23 protein-coding genes are annotated in these 26,594 nt (G+C 54.7%); 14 read left to right on the plus strand and 9 right to left on the minus strand.

What is annotated here, in order from left to right; all coding sequences use genetic code 11:
* Positions 1–121 precede the first annotated feature (121 nt).
* The 10 genes from dnaE (at position 122) to ABIE29_RS20980 (ending at position 16,368) form a co-directional block, all read left to right on the plus strand.
* Positions 122–3,610: a DNA polymerase III subunit alpha gene (dnaE, locus tag ABIE29_RS20935; protein ID WP_429620953.1), complete on the plus strand. Its 3,489-nt coding sequence runs from the start codon at positions 122–124 to the stop codon at positions 3,608–3,610.
* Between the two features lie 12 nt (positions 3,611–3,622).
* Entirely contained in the window at positions 3,623–4,582 is a 960-nt protein-coding gene (accA, locus tag ABIE29_RS20940; protein ID WP_021806103.1) for an acetyl-CoA carboxylase carboxyl transferase subunit alpha, read from the plus strand.
* A 125-nt stretch (positions 4,583–4,707) separates the two neighbouring features.
* Positions 4,708–6,846 carry a lysine decarboxylase LdcC gene (locus ABIE29_RS20945; protein ID WP_429620955.1) on the plus strand — a complete coding sequence of 713 codons (2,139 nt, stop codon included), beginning with the start codon at positions 4,708–4,710 and terminating at the stop codon, positions 6,844–6,846.
* A gap of 339 nt (positions 6,847–7,185) precedes the next feature.
* On the plus strand, positions 7,186–7,575 hold the full coding sequence (locus ABIE29_RS20950; protein WP_429620957.1) for a VOC family protein: 390 nt from the start codon (positions 7,186–7,188) through the stop codon (positions 7,573–7,575).
* 89 nt (positions 7,576–7,664) lie between these two features.
* A complete protein-coding gene (gene cadC / locus ABIE29_RS20955) occupies positions 7,665–9,215 on the plus strand; it encodes a lysine decarboxylation/transport transcriptional activator CadC (RefSeq protein WP_429620959.1) in 1,551 nt (516 codons plus the stop codon).
* Between the two features lie 343 nt (positions 9,216–9,558).
* Entirely contained in the window at positions 9,559–10,905 is a 1,347-nt protein-coding gene (cadB, locus tag ABIE29_RS20960) for a cadaverine/lysine antiporter (protein WP_429620960.1), read from the plus strand.
* Between the two features lie 96 nt (positions 10,906–11,001).
* Positions 11,002–13,140: a lysine decarboxylase CadA gene (gene cadA / locus ABIE29_RS20965; protein ID WP_429620962.1), complete on the plus strand. Its 2,139-nt coding sequence runs from the start codon at positions 11,002–11,004 to the stop codon at positions 13,138–13,140.
* 60 nt (positions 13,141–13,200) lie between these two features.
* On the plus strand, positions 13,201–14,661 hold the full coding sequence (gene dtpD / locus ABIE29_RS20970) for a dipeptide permease DtpD (protein WP_429620964.1): 1,461 nt from the start codon (positions 13,201–13,203) through the stop codon (positions 14,659–14,661).
* A gap of 56 nt (positions 14,662–14,717) precedes the next feature.
* The gene (gene tilS, locus ABIE29_RS20975; protein ID WP_429620966.1) at positions 14,718–16,043 is read left to right on the plus strand and encodes a tRNA lysidine(34) synthetase TilS; all 1,326 of its coding nucleotides are present in this window, start codon (positions 14,718–14,720) and stop codon (positions 16,041–16,043) included.
* Positions 16,044–16,053: 10 nt separating this feature from the next.
* A complete protein-coding gene (locus ABIE29_RS20980; protein WP_429620968.1) occupies positions 16,054–16,368 on the plus strand; it encodes a c-type cytochrome in 315 nt (104 codons plus the stop codon).
* Between the two features lie 51 nt (positions 16,369–16,419).
* Here ABIE29_RS20980 and rof read toward each other — a convergent pair whose 3' ends face one another.
* On the minus strand, positions 16,420–16,677 hold the full coding sequence (rof, locus tag ABIE29_RS20985; protein ID WP_223499701.1) for a Rho-binding antiterminator: 258 nt from the start codon (positions 16,675–16,677) through the stop codon (positions 16,420–16,422).
* Positions 16,670–16,870, minus strand: coding sequence for a YaeP family protein (locus ABIE29_RS20990; RefSeq protein ID WP_024529521.1), 201 nt, complete (start codon positions 16,868–16,870; stop codon positions 16,670–16,672). Before ABIE29_RS20990 ends, rof begins: the two co-directional genes overlap by 8 nt.
* 214 nt (positions 16,871–17,084) lie before the next feature.
* Between ABIE29_RS20990 and ABIE29_RS20995 the strand changes: the two genes are divergently transcribed.
* From ABIE29_RS20995 to nlpE, 3 genes are read left to right on the plus strand one after another with little or no spacing between them, the layout of a single operon-like run.
* Positions 17,085–17,633 (plus strand): YaeQ family protein, encoded by a 549-nt coding sequence (locus tag ABIE29_RS20995; protein ID WP_429620971.1) that lies wholly within the window; start codon positions 17,085–17,087, stop codon positions 17,631–17,633.
* A 3-nt stretch (positions 17,634–17,636) separates the two neighbouring features.
* Positions 17,637–18,050, plus strand: a complete 414-nt coding sequence (arfB, locus tag ABIE29_RS21000) for an alternative ribosome rescue aminoacyl-tRNA hydrolase ArfB (RefSeq protein WP_429620973.1) — start codon at positions 17,637–17,639, stop codon at positions 18,048–18,050.
* Positions 18,051–18,091: 41 nt separating this feature from the next.
* The gene (nlpE, locus tag ABIE29_RS21005; RefSeq protein ID WP_429620974.1) at positions 18,092–18,778 is read left to right on the plus strand and encodes an envelope stress response activation lipoprotein NlpE; all 687 of its coding nucleotides are present in this window, start codon (positions 18,092–18,094) and stop codon (positions 18,776–18,778) included.
* Positions 18,779–19,093: 315 nt separating this feature from the next.
* On the opposite strand, the gene ABIE29_RS21010 is transcribed toward nlpE, so the two are convergent.
* The 7 genes from ABIE29_RS21010 to metN all read right to left on the minus strand — a co-directional run bounded on the left by ABIE29_RS21010 (position 19,094) and on the right by metN (position 25,678).
* Complete coding sequence (locus tag ABIE29_RS21010) at positions 19,094–19,954, minus strand: YaeF family permuted papain-like enzyme (RefSeq protein ID WP_429620976.1); 861 nt, start codon at positions 19,952–19,954, stop codon at positions 19,094–19,096.
* 65 nt (positions 19,955–20,019) lie between these two features.
* Complete coding sequence (gene proS / locus ABIE29_RS21015; protein ID WP_429620978.1) at positions 20,020–21,738, minus strand: proline--tRNA ligase; 1,719 nt, start codon at positions 21,736–21,738, stop codon at positions 20,020–20,022.
* Between the two features lie 121 nt (positions 21,739–21,859).
* Positions 21,860–22,567 (minus strand): tRNA (N6-threonylcarbamoyladenosine(37)-N6)-methyltransferase TrmO, encoded by a 708-nt coding sequence (gene tsaA, locus ABIE29_RS21020; protein WP_429620980.1) that lies wholly within the window; start codon positions 22,565–22,567, stop codon positions 21,860–21,862.
* On the minus strand, positions 22,564–22,968 hold the full coding sequence (gene rcsF, locus ABIE29_RS21025; RefSeq protein WP_429620982.1) for an Rcs stress response system protein RcsF: 405 nt from the start codon (positions 22,966–22,968) through the stop codon (positions 22,564–22,566). The genes tsaA and rcsF overlap by 4 nt, the downstream gene beginning before the upstream one ends.
* Before the next feature lie 117 nt (positions 22,969–23,085).
* Positions 23,086–23,901: a MetQ/NlpA family lipoprotein gene (locus tag ABIE29_RS21030; RefSeq protein ID WP_429620984.1), complete on the minus strand. Its 816-nt coding sequence runs from the start codon at positions 23,899–23,901 to the stop codon at positions 23,086–23,088.
* A gap of 99 nt (positions 23,902–24,000) precedes the next feature.
* Entirely contained in the window at positions 24,001–24,654 is a 654-nt protein-coding gene (locus tag ABIE29_RS21035; protein WP_429620987.1) for a methionine ABC transporter permease MetI, read from the minus strand.
* On the minus strand, positions 24,647–25,678 hold the full coding sequence (gene metN, locus ABIE29_RS21040; RefSeq protein ID WP_429620989.1) for a methionine ABC transporter ATP-binding protein MetN: 1,032 nt from the start codon (positions 25,676–25,678) through the stop codon (positions 24,647–24,649). Before metN ends, ABIE29_RS21035 begins: the two co-directional genes overlap by 8 nt.
* A 186-nt stretch (positions 25,679–25,864) precedes the next feature.
* On the opposite strand from metN, the gene gmhB reads away from it, so the two are divergent.
* On the plus strand, positions 25,865–26,428 hold the full coding sequence (gene gmhB / locus ABIE29_RS21045; RefSeq protein WP_429620991.1) for a D-glycero-beta-D-manno-heptose 1,7-bisphosphate 7-phosphatase: 564 nt from the start codon (positions 25,865–25,867) through the stop codon (positions 26,426–26,428).
* Positions 26,429–26,594: the final 166 nt, after the last annotated feature.

A 26,594-nucleotide genomic window follows, 5' to 3' on the forward strand; every position in this document is an offset into this window, starting at 1 on the left:
TTACGCCCCCTCTCCTTTTGGGAGAGGGTCGGGGTGCGGGGAAATGGCTACGGTGATCTTCCCCATACCCTAATGTAACCCTGGTTCAGTTTGCTGAACCCCAACACGTTGGTATCTGGATATGGCCGAACCTCGTTTTATTCATCTGCGCGTGCACAGTGACTACTCCATGATTGATGGATTAGCCAAGATCGGCCCGTTGGTGAAAAGAGCAGCCGCGTTAGCCATGCCAGCCTTGGCCGTTACCGACTTCACCAATATGTGTGGTCTGGTGAAGTTTTATGGCAGCGCGCACGGTGCCGGGATCAAACCGATCATCGGTGCGGATTTCCATGTGCAAAGCGAAGAGCTGGGCGATGAGCTGGCGCAGCTTACCGTGCTGGCAGCCGATAACGATGGCTATCAAAACCTTACCCTATTAATCTCCAGGGCGTACCAGCGCGGTTATGGCCCGGCAGGCCCGGTGATCGATCGCGACTGGCTGATAGAACACCGCAGCGGGTTGATCCTGCTTTCCGGTGCGCGCATGGGCGACGTCGGCAAGTTTCTGCTGCGTGGCAACCAGGCCCTGGTCGATCAATGCCTGGCGTTTTACCAGCAGCATTTCCCGGACAGCTATTATCTAGAACTGATCCGCACTGGCCGTGCAGATGAAGAAAACTATCTGCACGCTGCGGTAGCCTTGGCGACCGAACGTGGGTTGCCGGTAGTCGCCACCAACGACGTCCGTTTCCTGGTGGAGGATGACTTTGACGCCCATGAGATCCGCGTAGCGATCCATGATGGCTTCACGCTCGACGATCCCAAACGCCCGAAAAACTACAGCCCACAACAGTACATGCGCAGCGAAGAGGAGATGTGCGAGCTGTTTGCCGACATCCCGGAAGCGTTGCTAAACAGCGTGGAAATAGCCAAGCGCTGTAACGTCACCATCCGTTTGGGCGAATATTTTCTGCCACAGTTCCCCACCGGCGATATGACCACCGAAGATTTCCTGGTGCTCAAGTCCAAAGAGGGGTTGGAAGAACGCCTGGAGTTCCTGTTCCCGGATCCGCAAGTCCGTGCCGAGCGCCGTCCTGAATACGATGAGCGTCTGGATCTGGAACTGAAAGTGATCAACCAGATGGGATTCCCGGGCTACTTCCTGATCGTAATGGAATTCATCCAGTGGTCGAAAGATAACGACGTGCCGGTAGGCCCGGGGCGTGGCTCTGGTGCCGGTTCGCTGGTGGCCTATGCGCTGAAAATCACCGATCTCGACCCGCTGGAGTTTGACCTGCTGTTCGAACGCTTCCTGAACCCGGAACGTGTCTCGATGCCCGATTTCGACGTCGACTTCTGCATGGAAAAACGCGACCTGGTCATCGAGCACGTGGCGGACATGTATGGCCGTGAGGCGGTATCGCAGATCATCACCTTCGGTACCATGGCGGCGAAAGCGGTGATCCGCGACGTGGGGCGCGTGCTGGGCCATCCTTATGGCTTTGTCGACCGTATCTCCAAGCTGGTGCCGCCCGATCCGGGCATGACGCTGGAAAAAGCCTTTGCCGCAGAGCCACAGCTGCCGGAAATCTATGAGGCAGACGAAGAGGTCAAAGCGCTGATCGACATGGCGCGCAAGCTGGAAGGTGTGACGCGTAACGCCGGTAAACACGCCGGGGGCGTGGTGATTGCGCCAACCAAGATCACCGACTTTGCCCCGCTCTATTGCGATGCCGAAGGAAACCACCCGGTCACCCAGTTTGACAAGAACGACGTGGAATATGCCGGGCTGGTGAAGTTCGACTTCCTCGGCCTGCGTACTCTGACCATCATCGACTGGGCGCTGGGGATGATTAATGCCCGGCGTGCCAAAACCGGGCTGGAACCGATAGATATCGCGGCCATTCCGCTCGATGACAAGCAAAGCTTTGACATGCTGCAACGCTCGGAAACCACCGCGGTATTCCAGCTTGAATCGCGCGGCATGAAGGATTTGATCAAACGTCTGAAGCCCGACTGCTTCGAAGACATGATCGCACTGGTGGCGCTGTTCCGTCCCGGCCCGTTACAGTCCGGCATGGTAGATAACTTTATCGACCGTAAGCACGGGCGCGAAGAGATCTCCTACCCTGATATCCAGTGGCAACATGAATCGCTGAAACCGGTGTTGGAGCCAACCTATGGCATCATCCTGTACCAGGAACAGGTAATGCAGATCGCTCAGGTACTGGCCGGCTATACGCTGGGCGGTGCGGACATGTTGCGTCGCGCCATGGGTAAAAAGAACCCGGTCGAGATGGCCAAGCAGCGTGGTGGTTTTGAAGATGGTGCGAAATCTCGCGGTATTGACGGCGAACTGTCGGTAAAAATCTTCGATCTGGTAGAAAAGTTCGCGGGTTACGGCTTTAACAAATCTCACTCCGCTGCCTATGCTTTGGTGTCTTACCAGACGCTGTGGCTGAAGGCCCACTATCCGGCCGAGTTTATGGCCGCGGTCATGACCGCCGATATGGATAACACCGATAAGGTGGTGGGGCTGGTGGATGAGTGTTGGCGTATGGGCTTGAAAATCCTGCCGCCGGACATCAACAGCGGGCAGTATCACTTCCACGTGAATGACGAGGGCGAGATCGTCTATGGCATCGGCGCCATCAAGGGCGTGGGGGAAGGGCCGATCGAAGCGATTATCGAAGCGCGTAATTCCGGCGAACAGGGGTATTTCAAAGATCTGTTCGACCTGTGCGCCCGCTCCGATATTAAAAAGCTCAACCGCCGTATCCTGGAAAAGCTGATCATGTCCGGGGCGTTTGATCGCCTGGGGCCACACCGTGCCGCGTTGATGAACTCCCTGGGGGATGCGCTTAAAGCGGCCGATCAGCACGCCAAAGCCGAAGCTATCGGCCAGGCGGACATGTTTGGCGTATTGGCGGAAGCGCCGGAGCAGGTGGAACAATCTTACGCCAACGTTCCCCCTTGGCAGGAACAGGTAGTGCTGGATGGTGAACGGGAAACGCTGGGGCTGTATCTTACCGGCCACCCCATCACCCAGTACCTCAAAGAAATCGAGCGCTATGCCGGAGGCCAGCGCCTGAAAGATATGCATCCGACGGAGCGTGGCAAGATGACTACCGCCGTCGGATTGGTGATCGCCTCCAAGATCATGATGACCAAGCGCGGTAATCGCATCGGTATTTGTACGCTGGATGACCGTTCTGGCCGTCTGGACATCATGTTATTCACCGATGCATTGGAAAAATACCAGCATTTGTTGGAAAAAGACCGTATCCTGATCGCGACTGGACAGGTCAGCTTTGATGACTTTAACGGCGGGCTTAAAATGACCGCTCGTGAATTAATGGACATCAGTGAAGCACGTGAAAAATACGCTCGCGGGCTTGCTATCTCGCTGACGGACAGGCAAATTGATGACCAGCTTTTGAACCGTCTCCGTCAGTCTTTGGAACCCCATCGCTCGGGGACGATTCCAGTGCATCTCTACTATCAACGGGAAGATGCACGGGCAAGATTGCGCTTTGGTGCAACTTGGCGCGTGACGCCGACCGACCGCTTGTTGATAGATTTGCGGAACTTGGTAGGTAATGAGCAGGTGGAACTGGAATTTGACTAAAATAGGAATGCTATGAGTCTGAATTTTCTTGATTTTGAACAGCCGATTGCAGAGCTGGAAGCGAAAATTGACTCGCTGACCGCAGTCAGCCGTCAAGACGAAAAATTAGATATTAATCTGGACGAAGAGGTTCAGCGCCTGCGTGAGAAGAGCGTTGAGCTGACGCGCAAGATTTTTTCCGATCTTGGGGCCTGGCAGATTGCCCAATTGGCACGCCACCCGCGCCGTCCTTATACCCTGGATTATATCAAACACATCTTTACCGACTTTGAAGAGCTGGCAGGCGATCGCGCCTATGCCGATGACAAAGCCATTGTCGGTGGTATTGCGCGCCTCGATGGCCGTCCGGTGATGATCATTGGTCATCAGAAAGGGCGTGAAACCAAAGAGAAAATCCGCCGCAACTTCGGTATGCCGGCACCGGAAGGCTATCGCAAAGCGCTGCGCCTGATGGAAATGGCTTCCCGCTTCAAGATGCCGCTGATCACCTTCATCGACACCCCAGGCGCTTATCCTGGCGTGGGTGCGGAAGAGCGTGGCCAGTCTGAGGCGATCGCTCGCAATCTGCGTGAAATGTCTCGCCTGAATATCCCGGTGATCTGCACCGTGATTGGCGAAGGCGGCTCCGGCGGGGCATTGGCGATCGGCGTGGGCGATAAAGTGAATATGCTGCAATACAGCACCTATTCGGTGATCTCACCGGAAGGCTGCGCCTCGATCCTGTGGAAAAGTGCCGATAAGGCACCGATTGCCGCAGAAGCGATGGGCATCACTGCACCGCGTCTGAAAGAGCTGAAGCTGATCGATTCTGTGATCCCTGAGCCTTTGGGCTCTGCTCACCGCGACGTACCGGCAATGGCGGCTTCGTTGAAAGCCCAGTTGTTGGCGGACCTGGCGGATCTGGATGGCCTGAACAACGAAGAGTTGCTCAACCGTCGCTATCAGCGTCTGATGAACTACGGCTATTGCTGAGTTGGTACGCCCTATGACTAACCGCCTCCGGGCGGTTTTTTTATGCGCGCAAAATACTGGGGTACACAGCCCCGGCTTTTCATGTTGTTATAGGCTATTGGTAGTTAACTGACAGGATCCATTCGATGAATATCATTGCGATCATGAGCCCGATGGGCGTTTATTACAAAGACGAGCCTATCCGCGAGCTGCACGTGGCGCTGGCCTCAATGGGCTTTCAACTGGTGTTCCCGAAGAACAGCGGTGACCTGCTCAAGCTGATTGAACACAATGCGCGTATCTGCGGGGTGGTGTTCGACTGGGACGAATACAGCCTGGAGCTGTGCAGCGAAATCAACGAACTGAATGAATACCTGCCGCTGTATGCGTTTATCAACACCCACTCTACCTTCGATGTCCACCTGCACGAAATGCGTATGGTGCTCTATTTCTTCGAGTATGGCCTGAACGCTGCCGACGATATTGCCCAGCGTATTCGCCAGTATACCGATGAGTATATGGATACCATCACCCCTCCGCTGACCAAGGCGCTGTTCACCTATGTGAAGGAGGGGAAATATACCTTCTGTACGCCGGGCCATATGGCGGGCACCGCGTTCCAGAAAAGCCCGGTGGGCTGCCTGTTCTACGATTTCTTTGGTGCCAATACCTTGAAGGCGGATATTTCCATCTCGGTGACGGAGCTGGGCTCGCTGCTGGATCACACCGGCCCGCATCTGGAGGCGGAGGAGTACATTGCCCGCACGTTCAACGCGGAGCAGAGCTATCTGGTGACCAACGGTACCTCTACCGCCAACAAGATTGTCGGCATGTATTCGGCCCCTGCCGGTAGCACGGTGCTGATTGATCGTAACTGCCATAAGTCACTGTGTCACCTGCTGATGATGTGTGACATCGTGCCGATTTACCTGCGCCCGTTGCGTAACGCGTACGGCATTTTAGGCGGTATTCCCCAGCGCGAATTTACCCGTGACAGCATTGCCAAGCGGGTGGCGGAGACAGCCAACGCCAGCTGGCCGGTACATGCGGTGATCACCAACTCGACCTATGATGGCCTGCTGTATAACACCGATTACATCAAGCAAACGCTGGACGTGGCATCGATCCACTTCGATTCGGCCTGGGTGCCTTACACCAATTTCCACCCGATTTATGATGGCAAGAGCGGCATGAGTGGCGATCGCATCCCCGGCAAGGTGATCTATGAAACTCAATCGACCCACAAGCTGCTGGCGGCGTTCTCTCAGGCTTCGATGATCCACATTAAAGGGGATTATGACGAGAGCACTTTTAACGAAGCCTACATGATGCATACCACCACTTCGCCGCATTACGGCATCGTGGCTTCGATGGAAACCGCTGCTGCGATGCTGCGTGGTAATCCGGGGCGGCGCATGATTAACCGCTCCGTGGAACGAGCCCTGCATTTTCGCCGTGAAGTGCAACGTCTGCGTGCCGAGAGTGATACCTGGTTCTTCGATATCTGGCAGCCGGAAGAGATTGATGAGGCGCAGTGTTGGCCGCTGAACCCGGACGATAACTGGCATGGCTTTGGCCAGACCGACAGCGATCATATGTATCTGGATCCGATCAAGGTCACCATTTTAACGCCGGGGATGAACGAACTGGGTGAGCTGGAGGAAAGTGGTATCCCCGCCGCGCTGGTAGCGAAATACCTGGATGAGCGCGGGATCGTGGTGGAGAAAACCGGCCCGTACAACCTGCTGTTTCTGTTTAGTATTGGCATCGACAAGACCAAGGCATTGAGCCTGCTGCGCAGCCTGACGGATTTCAAACGGGCTTACGATCTTAATCTGCGGGTGAAGAACATGCTGCCGGATCTGTATGCTGAAGATCCGGACTTCTACCGCCATATGCGCATTCAGGATCTGGCTGCCGGGATCCACCAATTGATCCGCCAGCACGATTTACCGGGCCTGATGCTGCGTGCGTTTGACGTGCTGCCAGAAATGAAGCTGACGCCGCATGAGATGTTCCAGCAGCAGGTGCGCGGCAATGTGGAAACCTGCGAGATCGACCAGTTGATTGGCAAAGTGGCGGCGAACATGATCCTGCCTTATCCGCCGGGCGTGCCGGTTGTGATGCCGGGGGAGATGATCACCGAAGAGAGCCGCGCGGTGCTCGATTTCCTGCTGATGCTGTGCTCGATCGGCGAACACTATCCAGGGTTTGAAACCGATATCCACGGGGCTAAACTGACCGAAGACGGGCGCTATCTGGTGAAGGTGCTGAAAACCAGTTAGATAAGAATGGCCCCTCACCCTATCCCTCTCCCAAAGGGAGAGGGGACCGACTGTGCCACATCCTGACTTTTGTTTCTGACTTCGGCTCCGGAGTGGGAGGGGAAATAAAACGTGCTACAGATCGACTCCCATACCTGACAACGGCTCTGTATTAGCTCCCTCTCCCTGTGGGAGGGGGGTGGGGTGAGGGGGAAAACGAGCTACAGATTGACTGGTATGTCCGGCTATAAATCTGGGTACAGATCGACACCCGAACCTGATTACGACGCCGATCGGCTCCCTCTCCCCGTGGGAGAGGGTTGGGGTGAGGGGTCACTAAACAACTTACGGAGTCCATCCATGTTGGCATTACGACAGGTTCACCATATAGCGGTGATTGGTTCTGATTACGCTGCCAGTAAGCACTTTTACTGCGATATCCTGGGATTCACCCTGTTAGCGGAATACTACCGCGAAGAACGTGACTCCTGGAAAGCCGATCTGGCGCTGAATGGCCAATACGTGATCGAACTGTTCTCCTTCCCGTCACCACCGGCTCGTGTTAGCCGCCCGGAAGCCTGTGGTCTGCGCCACCTGGCATTCAGCGTAGAGGATATCGAGGCATCGATAGCGCATTTACAAGCCGCAGGGGTCGTTTGCGAGCCGGTTCGGGTCGATCCCTATACCCAATCCCGCTTTACCTTTTTCAGCGATCCAGATGGATTACCGCTCGAATTATATGAACTATGAATGCTTAATCTGTTGAGGACGGCCCAAGTTATGGGTCGTTATGCTATCATCGCGCCCTTGCCCTCAGTGTCCACAGAGTTATTTCCGCCATGCAAGAGCCTGTTTTCCGTGTCGGGGAGTGGCTGATCACCCCGGCCGACAACCGCATAAGCCGCGATGGGCGTCAACGGACGCTGGAGCCGCGCCTGATCGATATGTTGCAGTACTTCGCTCAACACCCGGACATGGTGCTCAGTCGCGATGAACTGATTGATAACATCTGGAAGCGTAATATCGTCACCAACCATGTGGTGACCCAATGCATTTCCGAACTGCGTAAATATCTGAAAGACGGCGATCCAGACAGCCCCGAATACATCATCACCGTCCCCAAGCGCGGTTATAAACTGACGGCACCGGTCATGTGGTGTGAAGAGGGGGAAGACGCGCCGCCGTTGGCACCCCAGTTGGCCGTAGTGATGCATGAACCGGAGGATGGCAGCGAGGAAGAGGCTCCCACCTATGTACCGCCGCGTCCGGCTACCAAGCCGAAGGCCCTGTTACCCACAGCGGCAGGTCATTTTTATCAACGCTCACCCTTTTGGGTCTGGCTGGCTTTCCTGGCGGCGCTGTCTGCCTGTGTCGCCTTTGTTGGCATTGCGACCCTGTCTCAGCGTATTCCAGTGTCCACCATGCCGGTGTTACTCAACCCGCGTGATATCGATATTCGTATCCAGGGCGGCAACAGCTGCAGCAACTGGACGCCACAGCTCTCTTACGTGGTTGGCGTGAGTGAACTGGTTACTGATGCGCTGAATACCTATTCCACGTTCCTGGTACACGATCAGACCAACTATAACTTTACCGGGCCGAGCAGTTCCGGTAAGTCGTTGTATATCGAGTTCGTTAACCAACGCCACTACCGCGCCCAGCAATGTTTCCTGTCGGTGCGGCTGGTGGATAATGCCGACAGCTCGATCATGCTGGATAAGCGCTACTTTATTACCGCCGATAATCAGCTGAAAATTCAGCAGGATTTCCTCACTAGCCTGTCGGCGGCGTTGAAACAGCCTTGGCCGCAGCAACTGGCGCAACGTTTGGCGCTGCTGTTGCCACAGAATGGCCCGGCGTTGCAGCGTTTCTATCAGGCACATCAACTGCTGGTACAAGGAGATGCGGATTCACTGACCCGCGCCAGCAGTCAACTGGAGGCGATAATCAAAGCCTCGCCGGACTTTGAGTATGCCGTAGCCGAAAAAGCACTGGTGGATTTGCTGCGTAACTCCTACCAACCGCTTGATGAAGCCGAACTCGCCAAACTACGGGCGGACATTACCCGCCTGGGGACGTTGCCAGTATTGGCTGATTCCCCCATCTTGCAGCAAATCATTACCGTCGATACCCTGTCACAGGGAAAAACGGATGAGGCTTACCGTGCCATAAACAAGGCTATCGATCTGCAGATGTCATGGTTGAATTATGTCTTGCTGGGTAAAGTTTACGAAATGCAGGGGCACAATCATCAGGCTGCCGATTCTTATATTACCGCCTTCAATCTTCGCCCCGGTGAAAATACGCTGCATTGGATCCGCAATGGCGTGTTCCAAACATCGGTGTCCGCCGTTGTGCCTTATTTAGATAACTACGACACGCAAAAATAACCTCATCGGCAGCTATTGAGCACAGGGATGTGCAGTCAAATGGGAGAAAGGTGTGTCGGCGTTCCGTATGGCTCCCATCTGCCTCACTCCTGGCTATCGTCATTTTACGCTAATATCTTATTGTTTTTAAAGAGTCTTTATCTTTTCTTTAGCTCATCCTGCCATCTTGATAGTCGGCTGAAAAACCTCCGGATATCATTTGTAGGATCATGAGCGTAATTTCACCTTATCTTTAGGACTTTATTCCCTCCGATCGTTAGCATCCTGATTATCAAGTCCGTTCATTAATGTTTCTGGCTAATGAGCAGGACTTATAAGCATCGAAAATCAGGAGAAACTGACCATGGCTTCATCCAAGAAAATAGGGCTTATTGCCTGCACCGGCGTCGTCGCCGGTAATATGATGGGGAGCGGGATTGCCTTATTACCGGCAAACCTGGCAAGTCTGGGATCTATCGCCATCTGGGGATGGGTGATTTCTATCATCGGCGCAATGTCATTGGCTTATGTTTACGCCCGCCTGGCGACCAAAAACCCACAGCAAGGCGGGCCAATTGCCTATGCAGGGGAAATATCCCCGGCGTTCGGTTTCCAGACCGGTGTGCTTTATTATCACGCTAACTGGATCGGTAACCTGGCAATCGGTATTACCGCCGTTTCCTATCTTTCTACTTTCTTCCCCGCGTTGAATAATCCGGTTCCGGCCGGGGTTGCCTGTATCGCCATCGTCTGGATATTCACCTTTGTCAATCTGCTGGGAGGAACCTGGGTCAGCCGCCTGACCACGCTGGGCCTGGTACTGGTGTTGATCCCGGTAGTCGTCACTGCCGTAGCCGGTTGGCACTGGTTTGATGCTGCAACCTATCACGCCAACTGGAATACCTCGGGTACCACCGACAGCCATGCAGTGGTGAAAAGTATCCTGCTCTGCCTGTGGGCGTTTATCGGCGTTGAATCCGCCGCCGTCAGCACCGGGATGGTGAAAAATCCCAAGCGTACCGTGCCGCTGGCGACCATGCTGGGTACCGGCCTGGCAGGGATTATCTATATTGCCGCCACTCAGGTGATGAGCGGTATGTTCCCGGCGGCACAAATGGCCGCCAGCGGTGCACCATTCGCCATCAGCGCCTCCGCCATTATGGGCAACTGGGCGGCCCCGATGGTATCCGCCTTCACCGCCTTTGCCTGCCTGACCTCGTTGGGCTCCTGGATGATGCTGGTAGGGCAGGCCGGGGTGCGTGCGGCTAACGACGGCAACTTCCCGAAAGTGTATGGCGAACTGGATAAAAACGGCATTCCGAAGAAGGGGCTGCTGTTGGCAAGCTGCAAAATGACCGCGCTGATGGTGTTGATCACCGTGATGAACTCCAGCGGCGGCAAGGCTTCCGACCTGTTCGGCGAACTGACCGGGATTGCGGTGTTGCTGACCATGCTGCCTTACTTCTATTCCTGCGTTGACCTGATCCGCTTTGAAGGCGTCAACGTGCGTAACCTGCTGAGCCTGGTGGCGTCGGTACTGGGCTGTGGGTTCTGCTTTATTGCCCTGATGGGCGCCAACTCCTTCGAGCTGTCCGGCACCTTTATCGTCAGCCTGATCATCCTGATGTTCTATGCCCGCAAAATGAATACCCGCCAGGTTGCCAAAGCAGCCGCAGCGGTCAACGACAGCGCCACGGCCAAAGCGCACTGAGATTGCGTGCTCTGACCCACTGAATTTACCCAGCCCCTTTCTTTCCGACCTGTCAGCCGCGACGGGAAGGGGCCCGCTTTGCCTGGAGAAATGATTATGAACGTTATTGCCATCATGAATCACATGGGTGTCTACTTCAAAGAAGAGCCGATCCGCGAGCTGCATCAGGCGTTGGAAAGCCTGGACTTCCGCATCGTCTACCCAAATGACCGCGAAGATTTATTAAAGCTGATCGAAAACAATGCCCGCCTGTGCGGCGTGATTTTCGACTGGGACAAATACAACCTTGAGCTGTGCGAAGAGATCAGCCAGCTCAATGAATACATGCCGCTGTATGCCTTTGCCAACACCTATTCGACACTCGATGTCAGCCTCAACGATCTGCGTATGCAGGTGCGTTTCTTTGAATACGCGCTGGGCGCGGCAAAAGATATCGCCGCCAAGATCAAACAGAACACCGACGAGTATATCGATGCCATCCTGCCGCCGCTGACCAAGGCGCTGTTCAAATACGTACGTGAAGGCAAATATACCTTCTGTACTCCAGGCCATATGGGCGGCACCGCCTTCCAGAAAAGCCCGGTAGGCAGCCTGTTCTATGACTTCTTCGGCCCGAATACCATGAAGTCTGACATCTCCATTTCGGTTTCCGAACTGGGTTCGCTGTTGGATCACTCCGGCCCGCACAAAGAAGCAGAAGAGTATATCTCCCGCGTGTTCAATGCCGAACGCAGCTACATGGTGACCAACGGCACCTCCACCGCCAACAAGATTGTTGGTATGTATGCTGCTCCGGCAGGCAGCACCGTGCTGATCGACCGTAACTGCCACAAATCATTGACCCATCTGATGATGATGAGTGATATCACGCCGATCTACTTCCGTCCTACCCGTAATGCCTACGGTATTCTCGGCGGCATCCCGCAGAGCGAATTCAGCCGTGCCACCATCGCCAAACGAGTGAAAGAAACGCCGAATGCCAACTGGCCAACGCATGCGGTGATCACCAACTCCACCTACGACGGCCTGCTGTACAATACCGATTTCATCAAAGAGACTCTGGAGGTTAAATCGATCCACTTCGATTCTGCCTGGGTGCCTTACACCAATTTCCATCCGATCTATAAAGGCAAATGCGGCATGAGCGGGGGCCGGGTTGAAGGCAAGGTGATCTATGAAACCCAGTCGACCCACAAACTGCTGGCGGCGTTCTCGCAGGCTTCGATGATCCACGTGAAGGGTGACATCAACGAAGAGACCTTTAACGAAGCCTATATGATGCACACCACCACTTCGCCGCATTATGGCATTGTGGCGTCCACCGAAACCGCCGCTGCGATGATGAAGGGCAACGCCGGTAAACGCATGATTAACGGTTCCATCGAGCGTGCCATCAAGTTCCGTAAGGAGATCAAACGGCTGAAAGTGGAGTCCGAAGGCTGGTTCTTTGACGTCTGGCAGCCGGAGCATATCGATGAGCCAGAATGCTGGCCGCTGCGTTCCGACAGCGCCTGGCACGGTTTCAAAAACATCGATAACGAGCACATGTACCTCGACCCGATCAAGGTGACTATTCTCACCCCAGGGATGAGTAAAGAAGGTGAAATGCAGCCGTTCGGTATCCCGGCCAGCCTGGTCGCCAAGTACCTGGATGAGCATGGCATCATCGTGGAGAAAACCGGCCCGTACAACCTACTGTTCCTGTTCAGTATTGGTATCGATAAAACCAAAGCGTTGAGCCTCCTGCGTGCGATGACCGATTTCAAACGCTCGTTCGATCTGAACCTGCGGGTGAAAAACATGCTGCCATCGCTGTATCAGGAAGCGCCTGAGTTCTATGAAAACATGCGCATCCAGGAGCTGGCGCAGAACATCCATCGCCTGGTCGAACATCACAACCTGCCGGACCTGATGTACCGTGCGTTTGAAGTGTTGCCAACCATGGTGATGAACCCTTACCATGCCTTCCAGAAAGAGCTGCATGGCGAAGTGGAGGAAGTCTATCTGGAGGAGATGATCGGCAAGGTCAATGCCAATATGATCCTGCCTTATCCTCCAGGTGTGCCGTTGGTGATGCCGGGAGAAATGCTGACCGAAGAAAGCCGCCCAGTGCTGGAGTTCCTGCAAATGCTGTGTGAAATCGGCGCGCATTATCCGGGCTTTGAGACCGATATTCACGGGGCTTACCGCCAGCCGGATGGCCGCTACACGGTGAAAGTGTTGAAAGCGGAATAATGGCATCACAAGGGGAAAGCACAGACGCTTTCCCCTTGGTTATCCTGATGGGAGAACACCATGAAAACACCCTCACAGCCGCGCGCTATCTACTATGTCGTTGCGATCCAAATCTGGGAGTATTTTAGTTTTTACGGCATGCGCGCGTTACTGATCCTCTATCTGACCCACCAGTTAGGCTATTCCGATAGCCACGCCATCACTCTTTTCAGCGCTTATGCTTCTTTGGTTTATGTCACCCCCATTCTGGGCGGCCTGCTGGCCGATCGCCTGTTGGGCAACCATGTCTCGGTGATTGCCGGGGCAGCCTTGATGACCTTGGGCCACATCGTACTGGGGCTGGGGGCGGTCTCGGCCAACTCTCTTTACCTGGCGCTGGGCATTATCATCTGCGGCTACGGCCTGTTTAAATCCAATATCAGCTGCCTGCTGGGAGAGCTGTATCAGGCGCAGGACCCACGGCGGGAAGGAGGGTTTTCTCTGCTGTATGCTGCGGGGAACGTTGGCTCCATCCTGGCTCCGATCGCCTGTGGGTTGGCTGCCGAACGTTATGGCTGGCACGTCGGCTTTGCGCTGGCGGGAATAGGGATGTTTGCCGGGCTGATGATCTTCCTGTCGGGGAGCAAGCACTTTCGGCAGACGCGCGGGGTGAATATCCCGCTGATACAGGCCACCACGCTACGCTTGCCACATTGGTTCTGGCTGGTGGCTGCGGTGCTGTGTGCACCGCTGTTTTTCGCACTGTTGTTCATTCACGACTGGGCCGGCTATCTGCTTGGCGTGGTGTGTGCCGCTGCGGTGGTGATCGTCATGCGTATTCTCTGGCGGGTGAGTGGCGAGCAACGGCGGGCGTTATGGCAAATCATCATCCTGATGCTGCTGGGGACGCTGTTTTGGGCCTTTGCCCAACAGGGCGGCAGTTCGATCAGCCTGTTTATCGATCACTTTGTTGATCGGCAATGGTTCTCCTGGTCGGTGCCTACGGCGCTGTTCCAGTCGGTAAACGCTTTTGCGGTCATGCTGGGCGGCGTGCTGCTGGCCTGGTTGATGCGTAGCAGCCGGGGAAACGCTCAGACCGTGCGCATCTGGTGCAAGTTTGCCTTTGGCCTGCTGTTGATTGCCGTGGGTTTTATGTTGATGGCGTTAAATGCGCGCTGGGGGCAACTGCATGGCCAAGCCTCAATGGGGATGATGGTGGCCGGGTTGGCGGTAATGGGATTTGCCGAACTGTTTATCGATCCGGTGGCGATGGCCCAAATCACCCGGTTGGATATTCCTGGTGTCACCGGCGTGCTGACCGGTATTTATATGCTGGCGACCGGTTCGGTGGCTAATTACCTCGCGGGCCTGATTGCCAACCAGACCACCGAAAGCCAACTGGGTAATGCAATGATCGAGGCTTACGGCAAGGTTTTCACCCAGATTGGCTGGGGGGCGGCAGGCTGTGCGGCCTTGGTGCTGGTGGCTCTGGTGCTGTGGTGGGGAATGGCCCGGCGTAATCATAGCGCGGTTAATGCTTGATTGATGGCGGTGGGCTGGTTAACGTGCAGCTATGTAGATGTCACTAAGCCCAATTGATGAAGACCCACCACCTCCTGACACAGATTGCCGACCATCTAGGGGCTGAGCGCCAACTGCTGCTGGCGTTCAGCGGCGGCCTGGACTCCAGCGTACTGCTGCACCTGCTGGTGCTGTTGCGCCAGCAGCAACCGGACATTGCCCTGCGCGCGGTGCATGTCCACCATGGCCTGAGCCGTTTTGCCGATGATTGGGTGGCACACTGCCAGCAGCAATGCGAACGTTGGCAGGTACCGCTGGTGGTACAGCATGTACAGCTTGCCGGGCGGCCTGGGGGTATCGAGGCAGCGGCCCGTTCGGCCCGCTACGCTGTTTTCGCAGAAACGCTGACCACAGAGGAGACTTTGCTGACGGCGCAGCATCTCGACGATCAATGTGAAACCTTTTTGCTGGCCTTAAAACGGGGCAGCGGCCCTGCGGGTCTGTCTGCCATGGCCGCACAAACCCGGTTGGGTAACAATCCCTTATTGCGCCCGCTGCTGGGAATATCGCGCCAGCAGCTGGAAGCCTACGCACACCAGCATCAACTGCAGTGGATCGAGGACGACAGCAATCAGGATCCCCGCTTCGATCGCAACTTCTTACGTCTGAACGTTCTGCCGATATTGCATCAGCGTTGGCCGCATTTTGCTGCAGCCACCGCGCGCAGCGCTGCATTATGTGCCGAGCAGGAGCAACTGCTTGATGAGCTGCTGGCCGAGCAATTGGCCCAACTGCTGGATGGCGAAAACTCGCTCGCTATCGCCGAATTGGCTACCTGTTCTGCGGCCAGGCGCTATGCTTTGCTACGGCGCTGGATTGGGCTGTTTGGCGTCACCATGCCCGCGCGCGATGGTTTGCATCGGCTCTGGCAGGAGGTTGCGTTAAGCCGGGAAGATGCCGAACCACAGCTGCAACTCGGGGACTACCAGATCCGCCGTTTTCGCCAGCGCTTGTACCTGCTACCGCTGATGGCTGACCTGAGCGGCACACAATTGCCCTGGCCTGATGAGGCTCCATTGGCGTTACCCGACGGGCTGGGTACCCTGCTCGTGGGCGAAGGTGAATGTCAGGTACGGGCTCCTTTAGAGCATGAGTCGGTCAGCGTGCGCTTTACCGCCAAGGGTAGGGCGCGAATTGTTGGCCGTGCCGGTTCACGGCCGATCAAAAAACTGTGGCAAGAGTTGGCTATTCCACCGTGGCAGCGTGAACGTATCCCGTTGGTCTACTATGATGAGCAGTTAATCGCTGCCGTGGGCGTATTTATTACTGAGCAAGGGCAAGCGCCTGCGGGGCAACCGGTCTGGCGGCTTGGCTGGAAAAAAAATAATCATCATCCGCTGTGAGGAGTGAGTAATGAAATTGGTGAGCGTAATGGTAGTGATGGCTGGTGTGCTGAGCTTTTCCGCCATGGCGGCGGGCGATGCGGCGGCAGGCAAGGATAAATCGGCCAGTTGCATGGCCTGCCATGGCGCGGAAGGTAAGGTTTCGGTACCTATGTACCCGAATCTGGCCGGGCAGAATCAAATGTATCTGGAGCACTCTTTGCAGGCTTACAAAAAAGGGGAACGCTCTGGCGGGCAGGCGGAAGTGATGAAGGCCTATGTCTCGCCGCTGTCGGATGAGGATATTGCCGATCTGGCGGCCTATTACGCCAGCCTGAAGCCTTAAATGACGAGGGCAGCCCTTGGGCTGCCCTGTGGAGATGGCGTTACCGCAAAATCAGTCTGACAGGCTGACGACCACGGTACCGATTTCCGGATGACTGAAACTGAGGATGTGATCCAGACGCAAGCTGAGAGCACTACCGGCCTGATCGACAATCAGGTACTCAACGCCCTTGGTAAATTTCAACTCGGTGGCAATGCCTTCGAATTTCTCTCCGTCGCGTAACTCTAGCTTCAGAATGTAGTTATGCTGACAGGCGAGTTCCAGGCTTTCATAGTCATCGCAATTGATGGATTGGTACTCATCATTCATCAACATGGTCGCTCACCAATAAGTTAGCGGCGGCAAATGCCGCCTGTTCCCTAACGGAGGACGGTAGCTCGCTATTCGCGGCAACTTCGTCCAATGCCTTTAACACACATGCTAGTGCATCCGGCACGTAGCCAAGATCTCCACTGCCGATCTGAGCGTAAAAACGTCGTACTAACTCACAGTATTGTTGCACAATGGCCTCCCTTTAGGATCTCTGCATTATCGCCACGCAGGCTGCAATAAGGCACAGACACTCGGGGTTAAATCCTATTTAAAGGACTATAGCACAGGTGCCAGGGAGTTATTAGCTCCTCTTTATGGGCATTAGTCCACTCCTGATGCTCCCCGTGCTGGCTGCGGACTGCCCTGATCAAGTACAATGTGGCTTGTTAATAATGAGGTTACCCATGGCGCTGAAAGCAACAATTTATAAAGCCACGCTCAATATCGCTGATATGGATCGTCACTTTTACTTTGATACCACACTCACCCTGGCCCAGCATCCTTCAGAAACCGAACAGCGCATGATGCTGCGCCTGCTGGCCTGGATCTGCCATGCCGATGAACGCCTGGTGTTTACCAAGGGCCTGAGCGCGGAAGACGAGCCGGAAATCTGGCGGCGCAACGACCATAACGGGTTGGAAATGTGGATAGAGCTGGGGCTACCGGACGAGAAACGCCTCAAGAAAGCCTGCAATCAGTCACCTCGGGTGGTGCTTTACGCCTATGGCGATCGCGCTGGGCATGTCTGGTGGCAGTCTATGCAGAGCAAGGTGGCCAACCACAAGAACCTGAGCATTCGCTTTCTCGATGATGAACAACTGTCCCGCTTGACCGCGCTAGCCAGCCGCAATATGACGCTACAGGCCACGCTGCAGGAAGGCACCATCTGGCTGTCGGACCTTCAGAATAGTCTGGAAATTCAATTTGCCGAATGGCAGCTGGCGCAGGAATAACCGGTGCTGCAACTGTCAAGAAACGTAGCCATACCGGACAACGAAATAGAATTAACGGCGATCCGCGCGCAAGGGGCGGGTGGTCAGCATGTCAATAAAACCTCAACGGCGATCCATTTGCGCTTTGACATCCGGGCGTCCAGCCTGCCAGAGTACTACAAAGAGCGGCTGCTGGCGTTTAATCATCATTTAGTGACTTCCGATGGGGTGGTGATTATCAAGGCGCAGGAATATCGCAGCCAGGAAATGAATCGTGAAGCGGCACTGGCCCGGCTGGTGGCGCTGATCCAACAGGCGATGGTGGTCGAAAAGACGCGCAGGGCAACCAAACCCAGCAAAGGGGCCAAATTACGCCGTCTTGAAGGCAAGGTGCGCAAAGGCGCCACCAAGGCACTGCGCGGCAAGGTTCAGCCTTAGCCTACGCCATGGATATCAATGGATGACAACAGGAGAGTAACTTGAAGCAAATAACGATCGCCCTGTTTTTAGCGGCAGGAGCCCTTTCATTGCTGGGATGTAACAATCAATACCAGCCAAAAGAACAAACGCTTCAGCCGATGCAGCAGAGCTATCAGGGCTTATTGCCTTGTGCAGACTGCTCCGGGATGGACACCTCGCTGTTCCTTGATGAGGATGGTACCTTTGTTTTGCAGGAAACCTATCGTGGCGCTAAAGGTGGTGATCAAACCTTTGCCAGCTATGGCACATGGGCGCGTACGGCAGATAAGCTGGTGCTGACCGAAAGCAACGGTGAAAAACGCTATTTCCACCCGGAAGGCAAGCAATTGAGAATGCTGGACCGCAGTGGAGAACCGATTGTGTCTCAGCTTAATTATGTGCTGTCGCCGGTGGCGAAAGCCTTGCCGAAAACGCCGATGCCGTTGACCGGATTGTATACCTATATGGCCGACGCGGCGGTATTCCAGGATTGTGCCACCGGCAAAACCTTCCCGGTAGCGAATAATATCGCGCTGGAGCAGGGCTATCTGAAGGCTCAGCGGGCGCCGGGCGAGCCGGTATTCCTGATGTTGAACGGGCATTTCAGCGTGCAACCTTCCATGGAGGAAGGGCAGATGCAAAAAGCGCTGATCCCGGAGCCGGGTGGCAAGATCGCTTTCGACAACAGCAAGAGCTGTGCTAACTGATACCCCTCACCCCAACCCTCTCCCACAGGGAGAGGGAGTTGCCCGGAGTTCTTGATTAGTTCGTGCGGCTTCGGAATGTAGGGAGTAGGAACAAAAAGATAAGGTATTACGCAGAATAATCAGCGAACTCGATCGGTTCCCTCTCCCTCTTGATTAGTTCGTGCGGCTTCGGAATGTAGGGAGTAGGAACAAAAAGTTAAGGTATTACGCAGAACAATCAGCGAACTCGATCGGTTCCCTCTCCCTCTTGATTAGTTCGTACGGCTTCGGAATGTAGGGAGTAGGAACAAAAAGATAAGGTATTACGCAGAATAATCAGCGAACTCGATCGGTTCCCTCTCCCTGTGGGAGAGGGTTAGGGTGAGGGGCCTGATTTTTTGCCAACGTCCGAGAGCGTAAATAGATCCCCGGCTTGATATGGCCCACGTAGACCAGCGCCCGGCTAGGTGCCAGCGTAGCAATATCCCCTTCCCGCATATGCAGTAAATCGCCCGGACTGACCCAGCCTGGGGCGGCCAACGTCAACGGATGCCCCGCGTTTTCAAACGCGGCAATCACAAACTCCGAACAGAAATACGACGACTCGGCACCGGTCGGCGTCTTAAGCTGGGCCGCAGCCAGGCCTTTGACACATTGCTGGCGGAAATCGGCAGAGAAGGGATTCAGCGAACACAGCTGCTTGGTCATCATAAAGGGCACCATTTCGGCAATGCCCAGATAGTTGTAACGGCTGCCGGCCTTTTGGCTGGCGAATTGACGGATTTGGCTGGCCTGCTCCGGTGTCAGATCGGGGATGCGCAAAGCAAACATCTTGTCGCTATGGGTCAGCGCGTCTTTCAGGCTGATAATCTGCACGCCTTCCCCTACCGCTTCGGCAACCTGACCTTCGCCAATATACACGGCCACATGGCTGACTGACGAGGTACTCAAGATACGGATCCCGAGTGATTTCAAACCAATAGTTGAGGAGAACAGCAGGTCTCCCTCTTGCAGGTCGGCCTGATTGATTTCGCGCAGCGTTTTTCCTGGGGCCGAGCTTAACGATTGGAACTGAACGTTGACGGGATTGATGGGGTGTTTTTCACGGTCGGATAAGCCTATGTCCATGGTGCAACCGGTCAAAAACACCGAAAGCAAAGCAAACAGACGGGTAGCCGAGGGGGGGCGTAATGACATAAGTTAATCCTTTAACAACAAAATCCATTCACAAAGCCCCCCGTCTGGGGGGCTTTGGCTATCGATTAGCGTTGGATCTGGCCCAGCAGGAAATCAATGATTTCGCCGGTTTTGATCATCTGCTTCTCGCCAACACGGCGATTTTTATACTCAATCTCTTCGCTGTCGAGGTTACGATCGCCGATCACGATGGAGTGAGGTACGCCAATCAGTTCCATATCGGCAAACATCACGCCTGGACGCTCTTTACGATCGTCCAGGATCACGTCGATGCCGTGTGAACGCAGGGTAGCGTACAGTTCCTCAGCCAGTGCCTGCACGCGGAATGACTTGTGCATGTTCATTGGCAGAATGGCTACCTGGAACGGGGCAATTGCGTCCGGCCAGATAATGCCACGGTCATCGTGATTCTGTTCGATGGCGGCAGCCACCACGCGCGTCACGCCGATGCCGTAGCAACCCATGGTCAGCACCTGATTGCGGCCATCTTCACCCTGTACGGTGGCTTTCATCGCTTCTGAATACTTGGTACCCAGTTGGAAGATGTGGCCTACTTCGATACCGCGCTTGATCAGCAGCGTACCTTTACCGTCCGGGCTGGCATCGCCTTCCACCACGTTACGGATATCGGCGCTCTGTGGCAGCGGCAGATCGCGCTCCCAGTTGATGCCAAAGTAGTGCTTGCCATCGATGTTGGCGCCCGCGCCAAAGTCGCTCATGGCCGCTACGCTGCGATCGACAACCACTGGGATCGGCAGGTTGATTGGGCCAAGGGAGCCAGGGCCTGCGCCGACGATCGCCCGGATTTCTTCTTCCGTGGCGAAAACCAGTGGAACTGCGACCTGTGGCAGCTTCTCGGCCTTGATTTCATTCAGTTCATGATCGCCACGCACCAGCAGGGCAACCAGCTTGTGGCCACTCTCTTCACGGGCGTGCACCATCAAGGTCTTCACCGTTTTCTCTACCGGCAGTTGGAATTGCTCTACCAGCTCGGCGATGGTTTTGGCGTTTGGCGTATCGATGATGCGCAGTTCTTCGGTTGCCGCAGCACGTGGCTGAGCAGGGGCAACCGCTTCTGCCAGCTCGATATTGGCGGCGTAATCGGAACCGGTTGAGAACACGATATCGTCTTCACCGCTTTCTGCCAGCACCTGGAACTCGTGCGACGCGCTGCCACCGATGGAACCGGTATCGGCCAACACTGGGCGGAAATCCAGACCCATACGGTTGAAGATCTTGCTGTAGGCCTCGTACATTGCGTCGTAGGTTACCTGCAAGGATTCCTGGGTGGTGTGGAAGGAATAGGCGTCCTTCATCAGGAATTCACGTGAGCGCATTACGCCAAAACGGGGACGAACCTCGTCACGGAACTTGGTCTGGATCTGGAAGAAGTTCAGCGGCAGCTGCTTGTAAGAGCTGATTTCGTTGCGGATCAGATCGGTGATCACTTCTTCATGGGTTGGACCAAGCACAAAGGGACGATCGCCGCGATCGACGAAGCGCAGCAATTCCGGGCCATACTGCTCCCAGCGGCCACTTTCCAGCCAGAGGTCTGCGGGCTGAACGACCGGCATGGAAACTTCGATCGCGTTAGCATTGTTCATTTCTTCGCGAACGATGTTTTCAACCTTCTTCAGAACGCGCAGGCCGGTTGGCAACCAGGTGTAAAGACCGGAGGCCAGCTTGCGGATCATCCCGGCGCGTAGCATCAGCTGGTGGCTGATCACTTCGGCGTCGGCAGGTGTCTCCTTCAGTGTGGAGAGCAGATATTGGCTTGTACGCATGGTGTTTTGGTTCCGTTAGAACTGCAAATTGCATCGGGCTGCCAGGGTTGGCTGCCAAAATTTTCAAAAGTGGCTTAGTTTACCAGCGCAAGCTGGTTGTCAAAAGAGAGCGGGCGGAATTTTAACGGGCGTCGAGCGCCAACACTTCGCTTTGACTATCAACGATCCGCCAGCGCACGTTGAACTCCAACAACCATACCGCATATTCGCGCCCGCTGGCTTCTTCTTTTCGATAGGCGGGGCGAGGATCTTGCGCCAGAACCTGAGTGATAAAACGGCGCAGGTTGGGGTAGCGCCGCAAATGTTGCTGCAGCTGTTGTTCCGCCTGGGGCGAGAAATACACCGGCATATCACCGGCCGGTGCCGCCTGAGCAAACCCGGCTCGCGCTTGTGGATGGCTTTCGGCGAACGGTAAATAGGGTTTGATATCGACCACCGGCGTACCGTCTACCAAATCCAGGCTGCCCAACTCCAGTACCACCTCGCCCCCTTGAGTCCGTATGCCTTTCAGCTCGATCAAGGACATACCCAACGGGTTAGGGCGAAAGGTCGAACGGGTGGCGAACACACCCATACGCGCATTGCCGCCCAGACGAGGAGGCCGCACGGTAGGACGCCAGCCTCCTTCCATGGTTTGATGAAACACAAACATCACCCATAGATGGCTGAACTCGCTGAGGCCACGTACCGCTTCGGCCTGATTGTAAGGCGGCAACAACAACAGTTCACCGCCGCCGTCTTCAACTAGCCCAGGCTGACGGGGAACCGCGAATTTCTCTTTATACGGAGAACGGATAGTGCCGATCTGCTGAAAAACAAATTCGGTCATTTGGCTGAGACGTTAAGCGCAGAGCCTTGGCAGATGGCCTGCTGGTAACAACCGGCGACGCCGCTGACAATCTGACAGTCATGCAGTAGCACCGCATTGGCCTTCATGTAGGACGCGCGGGTCTGCATACGCTTACGTGCGGTATTCAGATTAGGTGGAGAGTCCTGAACCGTGGTCTGACAGGATTCGCCAGAAACCTCACCTAAATCGCGGAAAGGCTTGCCGACCAGTTCTTCTGCACTCTTGTACAGCTTTACCGGGGCCGGGCGGGCTGCTGGGGGGGCTTTTACCGGAGCTGGAGCGGCCGTAGTTGTTGTGCTGTTTGTTGTGGATGGAGCCTTGTGCTGCGTTGAGCATCCAGTCAGCGCGAGCGCTAACAAACAGAGAGGTAAAACACGCATTGAGAGTCCCTGCCATTTTATAATCAAAGTGGCGCTATTGAAGCAATCTCTGGCGCAAATAACAAGACGGGCCGTAGCCCGTCTTGCAATTATCGGAATAAAATGGCTAATGAACGATTACCAGCCTTTTACTGCACCGCCGTTAAAGATCTTGTTTGCCGCTTCGTTAACTTCGTCTGACTGGTAAGCCTGAACGAATTTTTTCACGTTTTCTGCGTCTTTGTTGTCTTCGCGGGCAACCATGATGTTGACGTAAGGTGAGTCTTTATCTTCAACAAACAGACCGTCTTTGGCCGGCGTCAAACCAATCTGGCTGGCGTAAGTGGTGTTGATGATGGCCAGAGCGATTTGCTGATCGTCCAGTGAACGTGGCAACTGTGGCGCTTCCAGCTCAACCAGCTTCAGTTTTTTCGGGTTCTCGGTCACGTCCAGCACGGTCGGCAGCAGGCCAATACCGTCTTTCAGCTTGATCAGACCCTGTTTTTGCAGCAGCAGCAGCGAACGACCCAGGTTGGTTGGATCGTTAGGCAGTGCTATCTGTGAACCTTCTTGCAGCTCATCAATGGATTTGATCTTTTTGGAGTAACCGGCAATCGGGTACACGAAGGTGTTACCGACTGAAACCAGCTTATAACCACGATCCTTGATCTGCTGATCCAGGTAAGGCTTGTGCTGGAAGGCGTTGACATCGATATCGCCTTTGCTCAAGGCTTCGTTTGGCAACACATAGTCGTTGAAGGTGACCAGCTCAACGTCCAGACCATACTTATCTTTTGCCACTTTTTGTGCTACTTCAGCCACTTGCTGTTCAGCACCAACAATAACGCCCACTTTGATATGGTTTGGATCTTTTTCATCCTGGCCGCAACCGGCCAGAGCTAGAGTACCGATCAGTGCGCCGATTGTTGCGATGGATTTAAATTTTAACGACATATCCCTTCCTCAATTAGACTCGCATATGAAATACGCCTTACTCTTTAATCCTGCCAGGTGCAGCAAAGCTATCGAGTAGATGTCAGCGCGTGGGTAAAGCTATTTGTGGGTAACGGCCTTCACGATACGGTCGCCACCAAACTGGATCAGATACACCAGCACCACCAGTAATATTAATACCGTATTCATCACGGTAGCGTTATAACCAATGTAACCATACTGATAACCAATTTGACCTAAGCCACCGGCACCGACGGCACCGCCCATCGCAGAATAGCCCACCAGGGTGATCAGCGTGATGGTAGCGGCATTCACCAAACCTGGCAGCGCTTCAGGCAGCAGCACTTTGGTGATGATTTGCATTGGGGTTGCCCCCATGGCACGAGCGGCTTCAACCAGACCTGACGGAATTTCCAACAGGGCGTTTTCTACCATGCGGGCGATAAAGGGAGCCGCGCCCACGGTTAGTGGAACGATAGCCGCCTGTAAGCCGATAGAGGTGCCAACGATCATTCGAGTGAACGGGATCATCCAGACCAGCAAGATAATGAACGGGATGGAACGGAAAATGTTCACTAACCCGGACAACACCTTATAGATGGTATTGTTGGCAATGATTTGCCCAGGGCGGGTCACATATAACAGTACGCCAACCGGTAAGCCCAGGACAAAGCCAAAGAAGCCGGAGACAAAGGTCATCACGACGGTTTCCCACACGCCACGTGCCATTAACCACATCATTGCCTCAGACATAACCCAGAACCTCTACTTTTACCTGATTTTCCTGTAGGAACTTAATCGTTGCCTGTGCATCTTCGTCAGAGCCATGCAGTTCAGCCAGCATTACGCCGAACTTCACGCCGCCGGCGTAATCCATCTGTGCGCTGATAATATTGTTGTTCACGTTAAAGCGACGGGCCGCTTCTGACAGTAACGGGGCATCGACCGAGCGGCCGGTAAACTCCAGGCGTAACAGCGGTTGACGGCCTCCGGTACGCTCAGGTGCCAGGCGAGCGGCATAGTCGTCCGGGATATCCAGATGCAGCGTAGCTTGGATAAACTGCTGTGCCAGCGGCGTCTTGGGATGTGAGAACACTTCGCTGACGCTGTCTTTCTCAATTAACTGGCCCTGGCTGATAACTGCAACCTGATCGCAGATACGCTTCACTACATCCATTTCATGGGTGATCAGCAGAATGGTCAGCCCCAAACGGCGGTTGATGTCTTTCAGCAGTTCGAGAATGGAGCGGGTGGTGGCGGGATCCAACGCACTGGTCGCTTCGTCGCACAGCAGCACTTTAGGATTGCTTGCCAACGCACGGGCGATGGCTACACGCTGCTTTTGGCCGCCTGACAGATTGGCAGGGTAGGCGTCGTGCTTGTCTGACAGACCAACCAGCTCCAGCAACTCGACCACGCGTTTTTTGATTTCCGCCCGTGGCGTATTGTCCAACTCCAACGGCAGGGCAACGTTACCGAAGACCGTACGTGAAGAGAGCAGGTTAAAGTGTTGGAAGATCATGCCAATCTGGCGGCGTGCGCGCGTCAGCTCGCTTTCAGACAGGGAGGTTAGGTCCTGGCCATCGACCAGAACGGTACCTGACGTTGGGCGCTCAAGCATGTTGGCGCAGCGGATCAGCGTACTCTTACCGGCGCCTGAGGCCCCGATCACGCCATAAATCTGTCCGGCAGGAACGTGGAGAGTCACGTCAGAGAGTGCGCTAATGGAACGCGACCCCTGCTGGAACACTTTGGTGATGTTGGAAAGTTTAATCATATTCTTCTTATTTTTAGCTTGGTTGCCGTGGCCTAATAAAGAGAGACCTTGGTCAGCGCCAAGGTCTGGATCAGATGTTAAGGCGTCTAGACGTCTAAGTCAACGTTAACGCTCTTCTTCATCATTCTCAGTCTCGGCGAAAACATGCGATACTGGGGCGGTTTTCAGGCTTTCAGGAGCATACCGGTGACACAAAGCGTTCCAGCAATTTTCTTAGATCGTGACGGCACGATTAATATCGATCATGGCTACGTCCATGAAATAGATGACTTCCAGTTTATCGATGGCGTGATTGACGCCTGCCGTGAACTGAAAAAAATGGGTTTCGCGCTGGTGCTGGTCACCAACCAGTCTGGCATTGCCCGTGGCAAATTCAGCGAAGAACAGTTTATGCGTCTGACAGAATGGATGGACTGGTCGATGGCCGACCGCGATGTCGATCTGGACGGCATCTATTTCTGCCCACATCATCCTGAAGCAGTAATAGAAGAGTATCGCCAGGTTTGTGATTGCCGCAAACCGCAGCCGGGCATGTTGTTGCAGGCGCAGAAAGAACTGAATATCGATTTGGCCGCTTCTTATATGGTTGGCGACAAAATCGAGGACATGCAGGCGGCAGCGGCGGCAGGGGTAGGCACTAAAGTGTTGGTGCGCACTGGCAAGCCAGTCACTGAAGAAGGTGAGAAAACGGCGGATTGGGTGCTAAACAGCCTGCAAGAACTGCCTGCAGCGATTAAAAAGCGGGTTTAAGCAGCGTTATGCATGAATAGTGAGCGGTCGGAAAAAAAAGTACATATTAACCCTTGTCATTCTGAACCAGCTCCCTATAATGCGCCTCCATCGACACGGAACATGTGAACAACTTCACAGAGTCTCCGAAGTTCGACAGAGAAAAAACCTGAAATTAAGGTTGACT

The organism is Serratia sp. 2723, assembly GCF_050434425.1.
Classification (GTDB): Bacteria; Pseudomonadota; Gammaproteobacteria; order Enterobacterales; family Enterobacteriaceae; genus Chania.

What these genes read in the sequence shown, in the direction of transcription:
- dnaE (WP_429620953.1), top strand. Translation starts at nt 122, where the DNA reads ATGGCCGAACCTCGTTTTATTCATCTGCGCGTGCACAGTGACTACTCC.
- accA (WP_021806103.1), top strand. Translation starts at nt 3,623, where the DNA reads ATGAGTCTGAATTTTCTTGATTTTGAACAGCCGATTGCAGAGCTGGAA.
- ABIE29_RS20945 (WP_429620955.1), top strand. Translation starts at nt 4,708, where the DNA reads ATGAATATCATTGCGATCATGAGCCCGATGGGCGTTTATTACAAAGAC.
- ABIE29_RS20950 (WP_429620957.1), top strand. Translation starts at nt 7,186, where the DNA reads ATGTTGGCATTACGACAGGTTCACCATATAGCGGTGATTGGTTCTGAT.
- cadC (WP_429620959.1), top strand. Translation starts at nt 7,665, where the DNA reads ATGCAAGAGCCTGTTTTCCGTGTCGGGGAGTGGCTGATCACCCCGGCC.
- cadB (WP_429620960.1), top strand. Translation starts at nt 9,559, where the DNA reads ATGGCTTCATCCAAGAAAATAGGGCTTATTGCCTGCACCGGCGTCGTC.
- cadA (WP_429620962.1), top strand. Translation starts at nt 11,002, where the DNA reads ATGAACGTTATTGCCATCATGAATCACATGGGTGTCTACTTCAAAGAA.
- dtpD (WP_429620964.1), top strand. Translation starts at nt 13,201, where the DNA reads ATGAAAACACCCTCACAGCCGCGCGCTATCTACTATGTCGTTGCGATC.
- tilS (WP_429620966.1), top strand. Translation starts at nt 14,718, where the DNA reads ATGAAGACCCACCACCTCCTGACACAGATTGCCGACCATCTAGGGGCT.
- ABIE29_RS20980 (WP_429620968.1), top strand. Translation starts at nt 16,054, where the DNA reads ATGAAATTGGTGAGCGTAATGGTAGTGATGGCTGGTGTGCTGAGCTTT.
- rof (WP_223499701.1), bottom strand. Translation starts at nt 16,677, where the DNA reads ATGAATGATGAGTACCAATCCATCAATTGCGATGACTATGAAAGCCTG.
- ABIE29_RS20995 (WP_429620971.1), top strand. Translation starts at nt 17,085, where the DNA reads ATGGCGCTGAAAGCAACAATTTATAAAGCCACGCTCAATATCGCTGAT.
- ABIE29_RS21010 (WP_429620976.1), bottom strand. Translation starts at nt 19,954, where the DNA reads ATGTCATTACGCCCCCCCTCGGCTACCCGTCTGTTTGCTTTGCTTTCG.
- proS (WP_429620978.1), bottom strand. Translation starts at nt 21,738, where the DNA reads ATGCGTACAAGCCAATATCTGCTCTCCACACTGAAGGAGACACCTGCC.
- tsaA (WP_429620980.1), bottom strand. Translation starts at nt 22,567, where the DNA reads ATGACCGAATTTGTTTTTCAGCAGATCGGCACTATCCGTTCTCCGTAT.
- rcsF (WP_429620982.1), bottom strand. Translation starts at nt 22,968, where the DNA reads ATGCGTGTTTTACCTCTCTGTTTGTTAGCGCTCGCGCTGACTGGATGC.
- ABIE29_RS21030 (WP_429620984.1), bottom strand. Translation starts at nt 23,901, where the DNA reads ATGTCGTTAAAATTTAAATCCATCGCAACAATCGGCGCACTGATCGGT.
- ABIE29_RS21035 (WP_429620987.1), bottom strand. Translation starts at nt 24,654, where the DNA reads ATGTCTGAGGCAATGATGTGGTTAATGGCACGTGGCGTGTGGGAAACC.
- metN (WP_429620989.1), bottom strand. Translation starts at nt 25,678, where the DNA reads ATGATTAAACTTTCCAACATCACCAAAGTGTTCCAGCAGGGGTCGCGT.